The sequence below is a fragment of the Paenibacillus sp. FSL H7-0714 genome (assembly GCF_038003765.1).
Taxonomy (GTDB): domain Bacteria; phylum Bacillota; class Bacilli; order Paenibacillales; family Paenibacillaceae; genus Paenibacillus_AQ.
In genome coordinates this window covers 1,786,572-1,800,295 of sequence record NZ_JBBOPT010000001.1, presented here as the reverse complement: position 1 = coordinate 1,800,295, position 13,724 = coordinate 1,786,572, and the positions used below count along the sequence as shown (strand labels likewise).

Below are 13,724 nucleotides of genomic sequence, written 5' to 3'. Positions count from 1 at the left end.
TTCACCACCGTTGTCGTCTGTTATGCCTACTGGCTTATCGTTTACAAGGTCATGAACATTTGTAACACCCGATCGGAAAGATATGGCAAATACTCATGACCGTACTCATAATAAACCATAAGCTCTTTGGGCGCTAGTACTTTGTTGTACGCGGCAAACTGCGTTGAAGGTGGACAAATCACATCGGATAACCCTGTAACCCACAACATTTTGGCTTGAATTCGCTCCGCGAGATTCTGAATATCGATGTAACCCAGTCTATTAAAAATCTCGTCCTCACGTAAATGATGGGGATCAAAAAAGCGGAAATAATAGTTAATTTCCTCATAAGCTGACGTAGTGATATCAAGCTCCCAAGCCCGTCTATAATCTGAAAGAAACGGATACACAGGAACGGCCATACTCACACGCGGCTCTAATGCTGCACAAGCTACAGTAAGTGCTCCGCCTTGAGATAAACCAAAAGCACCTACTCGTGCTGGATCAACTTCTTCCATAGACATCAATATTCGAGCAGTCTGTGCTGTATCCAGAAACACATTACGATAGTAAAGGTTGTCCGGATTTGGATCGTCAATGCCGCGAATAATATGTCCACGAATGGTTGTGCCTTTTACTGTAAGATTATCCTCGGAAAGTCCGCCTTGTCCCCGGCAATCCATCGCAAGGACACTAATTCCATGGGCCGCATAAGTCACCTTCTCCATCCAATCCCCGCTGTCACAGGAATATCCATGAAACATCACGACACCAGAACCTTTTTCTGAACCCCTTTTCTTCGGTCTTACATATTTACAATGGATTCTTGCTCCGCCAACGCCGGTAAAATACAGATGAAAACATTCCGCCAGCTCGCTGACGAACTCCGCAGGCTCTAGTTCATAATCTAGTGACTGGGCGTCCAGATCATGCAAAGCCCGCTCCCAAAATGCGTCAAAGTCGACTGGTTTTGGGCTGCTTCCGTTATATTTTTTTAATTGTGACAATGTCATGTCGTTTCCCATATTAAGGTCCTCCTTAAGGTTTTTTCACTTAAAAAACAATGGAAACGGAAAACCCGCTTATGTGGGTTTTCCGTTAGTTTCTACTAATAACAAGAGCTCGCTAGTTGCACTTTGTGCAACTATTACAGCTAAGTAAGTTGTGTTGTTCATTTAATTGCATTCTATACAACTAAAATTGCTCACAGCGGGGTTTCCGGGGCAAAATCGCCTGAAATAAGTGTACAATGTGCAACTATTTACACTAAACACCACCAAACAGGTTAGTTTAAGTGCACTTTGTGCAACTAGCGGCTTTAGCCTAGACATACTGGCGTCTCATGAATGAGCTCATAGTACTCACTCGTTGCTCTTTGGCTGCACTTTGTGCAATAGAATCTCTCCATATGAGCATCAGTCGGTGTTCTATTGTACTTTGTGCAATCAGTTCGAGCGAAAATGAGCATAAGAGTGATTTTTGCGGAAATCCATTGCAGAGAGTGCAATAGATTCTATTTTTCAGACGAAAACGAGAGTTTCTATTGCAGAGAATGCAATGAAAAGCTCAAGCCACATAACACATAACACAAAGCGCGCAACGTGCAGAACCCAGCACACAAAATACAGCACACTACACGCCGCACACTTTTTTCGAACGCTGCTCAGCCACCAAATATCTGCCCAACTTCACTCTACCTAAAGCTTGTTCCTCAAAGGTTGTTCACCCTATTAAATTTTACCTAAACCCGCATCATCGCCAACCTCTTCATGGGTGTCGATGACATAGTTGACGATTTCATCAACGGTTGTATATGCAACGCCTACATAAGTATCAGCAGCGCCATAATAGATGGCGATACGGCCCGTTTCTGCATCATGCAGAGTGGCACATGGGAACAAAACGTTATTCACAAAACCTCTTTCCTCATACCATTCTTCAGGAGTTAGCACAAAATTTTTCGAGCGATATTTTACTTTCGAAGGCTCGTTTATATCCAAAATAACTGCACCCATGCTATATACAAGACCGTTGCAGGTACCAGTAACGCCATGGTAGAACATCAACCAGCCTTCTGTAGTTTCAATCGGTGCAGGTCCGCCGCCAATCTTGACACTTTGCCACCAGCCTTGGCCACCTTTACTCATGACATGGCGGTGTTTACCCCAATATACAAAGTCAGGGCTTTCACTAAGGAATACATCACCGAATGGTGTATGTCCGCTGTCACTTGGACGGGACAACATCACGAAGTTATTATTGATTTTTCTAGGGAACAATACACCGTTCCGGTTGAAGGGCAGGAATGGATTTTCCAAGCTGGTAAATGTTTTGAAATCTTGCGTTTTAGCAACACCGATAGCTGCGCCGTAAAAATCTGTACACCAGATAATATAAAATGTATCTTCGACCTTAACCAGACGTGGATCGTAAGCATAACGCGGCTGATAAGAGTTACCTTCTTCATCTATAAATCGGATCGGCTCATCATCGATTTCCCAATCTAGACCGTCAACACTATGTCCCATGCGCAAATGCGGACGCGTTGTATTATCTTCTACACGAAATACTCCGATAAAACTACCTTCAAACGCAGTTACCGCACTATTAAAAATACGGGCTACTCCTTTTGCAGGATTTCTTTTGATAACCGGGTTATCATTATGTCTCCAAATCGGGTTCTCATAGCCAGCAGGCTTATCCTGCCAAGGCATGTTCGGGATGTTAATCGCACTTGCTCCAACCAATTTCACTTCACTCATTAGTATTCCCTCCAAATGTATGCAACTTTTCAGTTTGCTATTTTATCTAGTACTGCTATGAAATCTACTACTAAGCTTACTTAACGGAACCTTGTGAAAATCCATTGTAGATATACTTTTGCAACGCGGTAAACACAACCAATGTCGGAATAATCGCGATCATAATCGCCGCACATATTACTTCCCACTGCGATCCGTATGGACCTTTAAACTTAAAGAGTGCTGTGGAGATCGTTTGGAGATCTGTTTTCGGCATATATAGGAAAGGAGTGTAAAAATCGTTATAAATATTTACGCCCTTCACAATAATTACTGTTACAATTGCCGGTTTCAGCAGTGGCAAAATAATTCTCCAATAAATCGTCCAATACGAAGCCCCGTCCAGCATCGCGGATTCATCCAGTGACTCGGAAATCGAATCCAGGAACTGCATGAAAATATATACAGCGATAATATCCGTACCGAGGTACATCACGATGGGTGCCCATCTGGTATTAAACAAGCCCAAGTGATTGATGATTTGGAAGGTTGCCACTTGCGTTGTAACACCCGGAATCAGGGTAGCAATCAGAAACATACTGATGAGAACTTTACTGCCTTTAAATTTAAACCGGGATAAAATATAAGCCATCATTGAGCCCGTCAGCGTTGCACCCAGGATAGAGATCACAACGATAATGACAGTGTTTTTAAATCCTAGAAGCATTTTGCCATCAACAAAAGCCTTAGTGTAGTTGGAGAAATTCAGCCAATTCTCTGGCAGCGTTAACGGTCCGGTTGAAGCGTATTCCGGCCCTGTTTTTAATGAGGCAAAAAATACAACTACGATAGGTATCAATGCTGCAAGTGCTCCCAAAATCAAGGTGAGATATTTGAATATACTAGCAGTGGTATATTTTACAGAATGCATAGTTTATTTCTCCTCCTTGATCAGAACGCGCTGCAAAATAGTAACTACTATAACGATACCCAGCAAAACTACGGCCATCGCTGACGCTAATCCAACTTTGCTATATTTGAACGCTACATCGACTGTCTGAATAACAAATGTGCTACTTCCGTTAGATCCGCCTGTCATGACGTATGGAATTTCAAACACACCAATGGCGCCACTGACCGCAAGAATCAGGTTCAATTGCAGAATACGTTTAATACTTGGCAAAATAATATGCATAAACTGATGCCATCTGTTTGCACCATCAATCTCAGCAGCTTCATAAATATCCGAACCGATCGAGGAAATAGCCCCAAGGAAGATCAGGAAGTTCATCCCCATGTATCTCCACAGTGACGCACCTGCGAGCGAGAAGTTAATCAAGTTCGGATTGAGCAGCCACTTCTGCTGTAAACCGCTGAGTCCGAGCAGGTTAAGAATCGTATCTAGCGTTCCATCTGGTTTGAAAAAGAACAGAAAGATAAAGCCGATCGCTACACCGTTTAGCAAGGTTGGGAAGAACAAAATCCCTTTGAATAAATTTTTCATGCGAACACTAAAGCTCAGAATGGTTGCAAAATACAAAGCAAGTGCCATCTGAATAAAGGTAGTGAAGAAATAATACAAGCTGACCTTAAATACGGAAAAATACTCCGGTTTCGTAAAAATGGTTTTGTAGTTTTCTAACCCAACGTACTCCATATTTTTACTTAGGCCATTCCAGCTGGTGAAGCTGTACCGAAACATACTGATTACTGGATAATACGCAAACGTGAGTAGTAATACGATCGGCACTAATGAGAACAAGCATATGATGGCAATCCGTTGATTTTTGTAACTCAAATTCGAAAACTTGAACACCCGATACACCTCCAGAAAAGCATCCTCATTTATTTATGACTCGTTTAAATGTGAAGGGGGAAATGCCCGTTAGCATATCCCCTCCCACATCCACTACCGCCTATAGCATTTAAGAAAGCTTATAGTTGTTACTGTGCTGTGACTTTAGCGCGAGCGGCTTTCCACTTGTCGTTGAGGTCCTTCATGATGTCATCATAAGATTCTTTTCTGTTGCCAATTGCGGCTTCAATAATCCGTTTCTTGAAGTCTGGTTGCCAAGCACCGATTTCGGCTTGTTTGTCGATTTCATCAGACCAGCCTTCTTCACCGGCTTTAGCAGCTGCAAGTGTATCAAAGGTTACTTCAGTACCTTCATATTGTTTCAGAATTTCTGGAAGCTCTGCACCGATAGCCGGGCTCATACCGCCACCTTCAGTCGTTGGGTAGCCAGATTCGTTAATGAACCAATCCACCCAAGCTCTAGCAGCTTCTTTGTTTTTACTATGAACGCTGACACCCAGATTGTAGTCACCAGCAAGTGGTACAAGGATTTTATCTGCATTCGTAGGGAATGGCATAAAGCCAACATCATCTGGATTCGTTGCTAAACCTTTGATTTGACCGATTGCCCAAGATCCAAGAACCATCGTGCCGATTTTTCCGTTAGCCAGATCCGCTTTGGAAGATTCCCAGTCTGTAGTCGTCGGATCTTCTTCAATCAAACCTTTTTGTGCTGCATCGTACAGGATTTTGTACAGCTCATAGTGAGGTTGACCTGGAACATAGTTATCGTCGCTAGCCACTTGACCAATGTTCACATAATCACGGTTACCAGCTACTGTAGCCAGATCCGCTTCCCATTGGGTCAATGTCCAGCCAGCTGCGTAGTTTGTGTACAGAGGCACAGCTTTCGTTTTATCTTTAACAGATTGCAGAGCAGTTAAGAATTGTTCAGGCGTTCTTGGAACCTCTGTAATCCCGGCATCTTTAAAGACTTGTTTGTTGTAAATAATACCGTTAAAGTTGATGGTCATTGGAATTCCGTAAGCCATTCCGTCTACTGCTCGTTCTTCCACACCTGTATATTGTTTTTGCATATCTTCGAGTGTACCCAGTGGTTCGAAGAAATCGGGAATATCTTTAATAGCTATGCTTGTAGGTAACAACAGAACGTCGCCATAGTCACTAGTGCTCATGCGAATTTTAATTTGATCTTCGTAAGTAGCAAGCGCTTCAAAGTTTACTTTTACATCAGGATATTTCTCATTGAACTTAGCCGCATACTCTTTGAATACGGTATCAACAATATCCGTTCTTTGCGTAATAACCGTGATATCCCCTTTAATATCCTTGGCTGCTGCATCATCAGCCGGAGCTGCCGTCGCCTCTGTTGAGGATCCATTGCTTCCTGTGTTTTTAGCGCCTTCATTGTTGGTGTTGTTGTTTGAGGAACAACCGCTAAACAATCCTGCCATAAGTGTCAGTGCCATCAAGCCCATCATTGTTTTGCCTTTTTTCATGCTTTTACGACCCCTCTCTTCAATTCGACTCTAATTTGGTTTAATAACAAAAATAATAACTTTTATCATCACTATCAATTTAATAGAGTAATCACTATTATCAAACTCACTGAAATACTCTTAAAAAAAAGTGATGATATCGCTTACAAACTCATTATAGATCTATTTTTAACGCAAAACGATGGTTTGAATTGCTTTTTCTGGTCTTTTATTTGTTATTTTTGTTTTTATTATGGTGTTTTTATTATCTAATTTATTGAAAATAGCCACAAAAAAAGAGAGCTTATCGCTCTCCTAAATAATAGCTTCCTATATAGGACTAAAACTCACGTTCCATTTTCGGTAATTTACAGCCACTTTTGTAATCCTTAGGTGTCATACCACACATTTTCTTGAACAATTTATTAAAATAAACCGGATCACTATAGCCAACCTTATCGGCAATTTCATAATTTTTTAAGTCGGGATGCTCGATCAGCAATTCTTTCGCCTTAGTAATACGAATCCGAATTAGATAATCGGTGATGGTTTGCCCCGTCTTTATTTTAAACAACCGGCTGAGGTAGCTCGCATTCATACCGACGGTCTCCGCCAAACGCTCAAGTTCGAAGTTCTGATCATACTCCCTCTCCAGTATGCTTTTAGTCTGTTCAACTACGTAATGCTCTCCACCATCTGCCGCTTGAGAGAACATCTCCTCCTGCTCTGTGACGTTCTTTTTCTTTGTATCCTCTACTCTCTTGAGCAATTCATATAGCTGAGTCTTATCAATAGGTTTTAGTAAATAATCCATCACCCCATGGCGGATTGCTCGGCGGGCATATTCAAATTCACTAAAACCGCTAAGAACGGCAATAGGTATATCCTCCATATGTCCTCTAACCTGTTCAATCAACATAAAGCCATCCATTCTAGGCATTTTGATATCTGTAATAAGCAGATCAATGTCATCTCGGGATAACTTTTCAAAATGCTCCCAGGCTTCCACCCCGTTACCGTAGGATCCAATTACATGTACATCTAGCTCCATCCTCGATGTGATTTTTTCGAGCCCCCTGCGAATGACCTCCTCGTCGTCCGCAATCATAACATTTATCATTTGAGCACTTCCCTCCAGTTGTATCTGCCAGTTATTATGATTGCTCCATCATCACGAATAGAATTCTTCCTATGTATTACGTCAATGTACGATTGCACTCTTTTATAGTCTTGTATTTACTATAACGAAAGTTATTCTAATTTCCCAGCTGCAACTATAAATTGTCCTTGAAATCATCTTCGAAAAAGTATATAACTAAATTAAGTTGTTATTATAAACTAACAAATTAATAATAACTATATAACAAAATTAATTTACTAATTATTCTCTTTTCTATTTTCAATGTAAGGTGGGGATTCTCGATGATATTTAACAACGAATACATTGCAGGCATAACCTGGGGCTTCTCGGGTACACGTGGTTCATGGAAAACGGAAGAAGCGGAACGTTCGATGGAACTCATGTCTTCAGTCACTGGAGCGAACTGGACGGCCATTGCCTTTAGTGCGCTTCAAGCTACCGCTCATTCTACGGAAATTCCCTATGGGGAGGCTCCAACCGTTACCGACGAAGAAGTGAAACAGTCCATCAGTAAAGCGAAGTCACTGCAGCTAAAGGTATGCCTGAAGCCGATCGTTAATTGCGCGGATGGAACTTGGCGTGCTCACATTAACTTTTTCGATAAGGATGTTCCTTGCGAGCCTAAATGGTCTGAGTGGTTCAGCTCTTATACTAAATTTATTCTGCATTATGCTGCTATTGCTGAAGAAACAGGCTGTGAGATGTTCTGTATCGGCTGCGAGCTTGTACAAACGGATAGACGAGAAACCGAATGGCGTTCGCTTATTTCCGAGGTTCGGAAGGTTTACTCAGGAATTCTTACTTATAATTGCGATAAGTATCAGGAGGATAACGTGACCTGGTGGGATGCGCTCGATGTAATTTCTTCAAGTGGATATTATCCAGCTAACGATTGGGAAGCTCAGCTCGACCGGATTGAGCATGTGGTGAGATCACAGAATAAGCCGTTCTTTTTCATGGAAGCGGGTTGCCCAAGCCGAAGCGGGAGTGCGGCGATTCCTAATGATTGGACCTTGAAGGGTGAACCAAGTCAAGCAGAACAAAGCAACTTCTATCAGGCAATGTTTCAAAGCTGTGAGCGCAGAGATTGGGTTCAGGGCTTTATGCTTTGGGATTGGCCTACTCATCTTTATCCAATTCATGAAGCAGAACACAATGATGATTATTGTATGTATGGCAAACAAGCCGCTGGGATCATCAACGAATACTTCACCTCGAAAATCAATAAGTAATGTGAGGAGTGACTACTTACCAATGATTAATTCACCAGAATCATGGCTGGCTCAGCTTGAGGATGAGCTACTGGGTAATATTCTTAGTTTTTGGATGAAACAAACGAAGGACGAAATCAACGGCGGTTTTGTTGGTGAAATCGACAATCAACTGAACATTGTGCCTGACGCGAAGAAAAGCCTTGTGCTTAATGCCCGCATCCTCTGGTCCTTTGCGAGCGCTTACCGGATCTACGGCAAGACAGAATATCTGGCCATGGCAGAACGTGCCTATGCCTATTTGATGGATCATTTCATCGATAAGGAGTATGGCGGATTATACTGGATGGTGAATGCTGAAGGCAAACCTTCTCAGGAGAAAAAACAGATCTATGGCCAAGCTTTTACTATCTACGCATTGGCTGAATTCTACCACGCGACTGGACGGCCTGAGGTGTTAGATGAGGCCATTCAAATATTCCAGCTTGTTGAGAAATATGGCTATGATTCAACTTATAAAGGTTATGTTGAAGCTTTATCTCGGGAATGGCAAATCACGGATAACCTCAGTCTTAGCAGCAAGGACTTGAATGAGAAAAAATCAATGAACACGCATCTACACGTGTTGGAAGCGTATACCGGACTTTATCGAGTATGGAAGTCAGAGGAGTTGGCGAGTACGCTGGCTGAGCTAATCAAAACGATGCTGGACCATATCATTGATAACGAAGGCAAGCATTTTCATCTTTTCTTAGATGAGGCATGGAATGTAAAGTCAGATATTATCTCCTATGGACATGATATCGAAGGCAGCTGGCTGCTTGTGGAAGCCGCAGAAATACTTGGCGAAGAAAAGCTGCTACAGCGTGTTCGAACCGTCGCTATCTCCATGGCAGAAGCTGTTCTTGCAGAAGGTATAGATACCGATGGCGGGATATGGAATGAAGCTGATCCGAGCGGATTGCTAAGCAAAGATAAAGATTGGTGGCCGCAAGCGGAGGCGGTTGTTGGATTCTATAATGCTTATCAGCTGACCGGTGACAGCAAATTTAACGAGGCTGCCCAAGCCTCCTGGACTTTTATCGATAAATATATGGTGGATCACAAACTAGGCGAATGGTACTGGGGCGTGGACGAGAACCATCTGCCCCTCCCTCACGCAACCAAGGTTAGTGCCTGGAAATGCCCTTATCATAACAGCAGAGCCTGCTTCGAAATGATCGCACGACTGAATTCAACCCTAAAGGAGACTGTATAATGTCATCGTTATTTCATGAACGCAAACAACAATTAACAGAACGTTATGAAGCGCTGATCACCCGTAAAAATGAAAAGCTTCCTTATGGAAACGGTATTTATAACCGTTATGCTTATCCACTGCTTACCGTCGAGCACGCTCCTCTAATCTGGCGTTACGACTTCAACCCTGACACTAATCCTTACTTCGCTGAAAGAATCGGCGTCAACGGCGTTTTCAACCCTGGTGCCATAGAACTTAACGGTAAGTTCTATCTTGTTGCCCGCGTGGAAGGTAATGACCGTAAATCTTTTTTTGCTGTAGCTGAAAGTGACAATGGTGTGGATGGCTTCCGCTTCTGGGATCATCCAGTCGTACTGCCCGAAACAGAAGTTCCGGATATCAACGTCTACGACATGCGTCTCGTACCCCATGAAGATGGCTGGATCTATGGCCTCTTTTGTACAGAACGTAAAGATCCAGACGCTCCACACGGTGACCTTTCCAGCGCAGTAGCACAATGTGGTATTGTCCGTACAAAGGATCTGAAGATCTGGGAACGTCTGGCCGATCTTAAGACAGGTTCTGCTCAACAGCGCAATGTCGTGCTCCACCCTGAATTTGTGGATGAAAAATACGCCTTCTACACTCGCCCTCAGGATGGCTTTATTGATGCAGGCTCCGGTGGCGGTATTGGCTGGGGACTCTCGGATACGATTGAGGATGCCGTGATTACAAGTGAGACAATCATGGATGAGCGCCACTACCATACCATCAAGGAAGTTAAGAATGGCCAAGGTCCAGCTCCAATCAAAACACCAAAAGGCTGGTTGCATATCGCACACGGTGTGCGAAACACTGCAGCTGGGCTTAGATACGTCCTCTATGCCTTTTTATCTGACCTGGAGGAGCCAAACAAAGTCACACATTCACCAGGTGGTCATTTCATCGCACCAGACGGTGAAGAACGTGTCGGTGATGTCTCCAACGTTGTATTCTGTAACGGTGTAATTGCACGCGATAACGGTGAGATCTATATCTACTACGCTTCCTCCGACACCCGCATCCATGTAGCAACAACTACGGTTGAACAAATGTTAGATTACGTACTGAACACACCAGAAGATCCACTCCGCTCTTATGCTTGTGTAGAGCAACGTATCGCCCTCATCGATCGTAATTTAGCGCTGTAAATAAGAGTTCAGAGTCCTTAAAAATCAACAGAGCAGCGATTCTCCTTAATGGAGGGGTCGCTGCTCTGCGTTTTTGATCATTCTGTGTCCCCTAGCACGTTACTGTGGGTATCTGATAGTGTTTACTGATGCTCTTTCGACTTGTAAATCTGTTCATGGATACTCCCTTATTGTTGATAAATATCCATACTTTTTAGCCGTTTAATGATTAATTCCTATAGATTAAGCTCAAAATAGCTCAGTAATCCCCTAACTCCAAGGAGGCTGAGATATAAATGTTCAAACGTATGGATGAGATCATGATCGAGATTCCTGAAGTTGAGAAGCCAGATCCCAATGCTGCTGCCGCTGTACAAGAACTGCTTGGCGGAAAGTTTGGAGAAATGTCGACCCTTAACAATTATCTCTATCAATCCTTTAATTTCCGTTCAAAAGACAAACTGAAACCCTTTTATGATTTGGTGATGAGTATAACAGCGGAAGAGCTAGGCCATGTGGAGCTAGTTTCGCATGCCATCAACAAATGCCTTCGAGGGTCAACAAGTTATAAAGAGCCAGATTCCACCCCTCTAGGGTCCGTAAAAGATGCGCGTTTATCCTATCACTTTCTGGCGGGGGCTCAAGGTGCTATGCCTTTTGATTCAACGGGGAATCCATGGACCGGAGCAAATGTATTTAATAGCGGCAACCTAGTGGAAGATCTGCTACATAACTTCTTCCTCGAATGTGGAGCCAGAACACATAAAATGAAAGTTTACGAAATGACGGACCATCCAGCTGCACGCGCTGTAGTCGGATTTCTCTTAGTGCGCGGTGGTGTCCATGTGGTCGCTTATGCCAAAGCCATCGAAATCGCAACAGGTGTTAATGTAACGAAACTCGTGCCGGTTCCTTCGTTAAATAACAAATCGTTTAGTGAAGCGAAGAAATACGAGGAGAAAGGTGTGCATACAAAGCTGTACACCTGGAGTGACAGTGACTTCGGCGCTATCGATCAGATTTGGAAGGGAACCCACCCAGAGGATAACCTCCCGCTTGAAGTCATTAAGGGAGCACCTAAAGGCTTCCCGATCCCCGTAGCTCCTGCTGTCGAAGAGGAGTTCGCCCCAGGAATCTCCCCCGAAGACTTTAAAGAAATTGCCAAACGCCTCAAAATGGCTGGAAATATTACCGAATAATATTTAAAGTGAATCTGGTGAGGAATTTACGCAGCGTCTTCCTCACCATAGATTCACTTTTTTTAATTGTACAAAGCCCGATATTCATCCTCCAGCATAGACATCAGAATCATGTTATGAAATTCTCCGTCTACATAAAGAGCATCCCGCTCCACACCATCGTGCTTGAAACCAAGCTTCTCATAGACATGAATGGCTCTTGGATTAAAAGGATATACACCCAGATGGATACGATGCAGCTTCAAGGCTTCAAAGCCATATCGCAGCATTTGAGTCATAGCCTCAGTACCGTAACCCTTCCCTCTATGTTCATCACTACGAATCCCAATTCGAATATTTGCGCTACGGTTGTCCGGATCTATTTCGTTCAGAACCACTTCTCCAATAAGCTCATCCGTTTCCTTGACGATAATCATAAGATCCACACGATCCTCAGCTGGAACACTAATCTTTCGAATCCAAGCCGATGTTTGCTCGCGAGAGATTCCCCCTTGCGACCCTGTTAGACGACCCATCTCATCATCAAGTAAAAATTTGTAATAGGCCTCCAGATCGGACTCTCCTACACCACGCAGATGAATATTTTCGCCTTCGATCTTTGGTATTGCAACTGCTTCTGACATAACTGAGTCCCCCTAACCAAAATTCCATGGCTTTCAATTATTTTTAAAGGCTAATTTCTATTCTCTCGGTATATCCACAGAATCACGATGCACTATGTCTGCTGCAATCAGGATCTTCTCCAATGGTGCAGAGGGATGCCCAATCCGACTTAGCAATTTCTCCACTGCCGCCCGGCCCATCGCTTCTTTAGGGACATGTACAGTAGTAAGCGGCGGAATGCCTCTTGAGGCATCCTCAATATTATCAAAGCCCGTGACCGAGATATCCCCTGGAATATTAAGACCTTCTGCCTTCAGGATGTCACTGACCGTAAGTGCTGTTTTGTCATTGGCGCAGACCAAGGCGGTTGGGAGTGTCTTAGCTTTTTTCCGCTTCATCACCCAATTTTTAAAATCCTCTTGGAATACCTCTTCCTCCACCCCTTCTAAAAAGAGATTCGCATCATCTTCCAAAGGCAGTCTTATCCCACTCTCCTCCAGCGCACTACGGAAGCCAATCCATCGATCCCTAAAACTGCGTGAAAATCCAATATTCCCGATAAAATGCATTTGTGTATGGCCTGTCCCCATCAAATGATTAGTAAGTCGAGCCATGGAATCCACATTGTTCGCGAATACAGTATCACTTGGAATTAATGGATCTTCATGGTCAATCAACACCATCGGCAGACCGATGCGATGTACCTCAAGTAGTAAGGAAGTGGAGATTTCGCCCACACCTACCAAACCAAGAATCCCGCTTGGGTTCAGGATATTCACGAAATTATCCGCACGATTCTCAGAGATGATCACCATTCCAAGTCCTTCTTGATCCAGCGCAAGGGCAATACCGTCCACAATTTTTCCCCAATACAAGGAATCCTGAGTTTGCGAGCGGATATTCGGCATTAATACAAGCACAGATTGCTTATTCCGATCACTACCCCCTACCGGAGGAGTACGCTTGACACCTTGGACAAAAGCATTTTTTTGCGTAAAATAGCCTAACTGCGAAGCCGCTTGAATCACTCGTTCTCTGGTCGTCTCATTAACGCCAGCTTTACCAGAAAGTGACTTGGAGACAACAAATTTGGATACACCGAGATGATCAGCTATTTTTTGCATGGTGACCTTTTTAGCCATATTAA

12 protein-coding genes are annotated in these 13,724 nt (G+C 43.3%); 4 read left to right on the top strand and 8 right to left on the bottom strand.

The features are described 5' to 3' along the window. Positions 1–41: 41 nt before the first annotated feature. The 6 genes from NST34_RS07945 to NST34_RS07920 all read right to left on the bottom strand — a co-directional run bounded on the left by NST34_RS07945 (position 42) and on the right by NST34_RS07920 (position 7,134). Positions 42–1,004, bottom strand: a complete 963-nt coding sequence (locus tag NST34_RS07945) for an acetylxylan esterase (protein ID WP_149645799.1) — start codon at positions 1,002–1,004, stop codon at positions 42–44. A 705-nt stretch (positions 1,005–1,709) separates the two neighbouring features. Continuing rightward, positions 1,710–2,741, bottom strand: coding sequence for a glycoside hydrolase family 130 protein (locus NST34_RS07940; protein ID WP_341127522.1), 1,032 nt, complete (start codon positions 2,739–2,741; stop codon positions 1,710–1,712). A gap of 76 nt (positions 2,742–2,817) precedes the next feature. Further along, positions 2,818–3,651, bottom strand: coding sequence for a carbohydrate ABC transporter permease (locus NST34_RS07935; RefSeq protein WP_042186110.1), 834 nt, complete (start codon positions 3,649–3,651; stop codon positions 2,818–2,820). A gap of 3 nt (positions 3,652–3,654) precedes the next feature. Continuing rightward, the gene (locus NST34_RS07930) at positions 3,655–4,536 is read right to left on the bottom strand and encodes a carbohydrate ABC transporter permease (protein ID WP_042186108.1); all 882 of its coding nucleotides are present in this window, start codon (positions 4,534–4,536) and stop codon (positions 3,655–3,657) included. 128 nt (positions 4,537–4,664) lie between these two features. After that, positions 4,665–6,035 carry an ABC transporter substrate-binding protein gene (locus tag NST34_RS07925; protein WP_042186107.1) on the bottom strand — a complete coding sequence of 457 codons (1,371 nt, stop codon included), beginning with the start codon at positions 6,033–6,035 and terminating at the stop codon, positions 4,665–4,667. A gap of 319 nt (positions 6,036–6,354) precedes the next feature. Continuing rightward, positions 6,355–7,134: a response regulator transcription factor gene (locus tag NST34_RS07920; RefSeq protein ID WP_042186104.1), complete on the bottom strand. Its 780-nt coding sequence runs from the start codon at positions 7,132–7,134 to the stop codon at positions 6,355–6,357. Between the two features lie 302 nt (positions 7,135–7,436). On the opposite strand from NST34_RS07920, the gene NST34_RS07915 reads away from it, so the two are divergent. The 4 genes from NST34_RS07915 to NST34_RS07900 all read left to right on the top strand — a co-directional run bounded on the left by NST34_RS07915 (position 7,437) and on the right by NST34_RS07900 (position 11,974). Continuing rightward, positions 7,437–8,387 (top strand): glycoside hydrolase family 113, encoded by a 951-nt coding sequence (locus tag NST34_RS07915; RefSeq protein ID WP_341061527.1) that lies wholly within the window; start codon positions 7,437–7,439, stop codon positions 8,385–8,387. Positions 8,388–8,409: 22 nt separating this feature from the next. Then, positions 8,410–9,624 (top strand): AGE family epimerase/isomerase, encoded by a 1,215-nt coding sequence (locus NST34_RS07910; protein WP_341061526.1) that lies wholly within the window; start codon positions 8,410–8,412, stop codon positions 9,622–9,624. Continuing rightward, entirely contained in the window at positions 9,624–10,796 is a 1,173-nt protein-coding gene (locus tag NST34_RS07905) for a glycoside hydrolase family 130 protein (protein ID WP_341061524.1), read from the top strand. The genes NST34_RS07910 and NST34_RS07905 overlap by 1 nt, the downstream gene beginning before the upstream one ends. 275 nt (positions 10,797–11,071) lie before the next feature. Then, the gene (locus tag NST34_RS07900; RefSeq protein WP_076284263.1) at positions 11,072–11,974 is read left to right on the top strand and encodes a manganese catalase family protein; all 903 of its coding nucleotides are present in this window, start codon (positions 11,072–11,074) and stop codon (positions 11,972–11,974) included. Positions 11,975–12,036: 62 nt separating this feature from the next. Here the strand turns inward: NST34_RS07900 and NST34_RS07895 are convergent, their stop codons facing one another. Together NST34_RS07895 and NST34_RS07890 are read right to left on the bottom strand one after the other, a co-directional pair. After that, positions 12,037–12,597: a GNAT family N-acetyltransferase gene (locus tag NST34_RS07895; protein WP_341061523.1), complete on the bottom strand. Its 561-nt coding sequence runs from the start codon at positions 12,595–12,597 to the stop codon at positions 12,037–12,039. A 57-nt stretch (positions 12,598–12,654) separates the two neighbouring features. Beyond that, positions 12,655–13,719, bottom strand: coding sequence for a LacI family DNA-binding transcriptional regulator (locus NST34_RS07890; protein ID WP_339269736.1), 1,065 nt, complete (start codon positions 13,717–13,719; stop codon positions 12,655–12,657). Between the last annotated feature and the right edge of the window lie 5 nt (positions 13,720–13,724).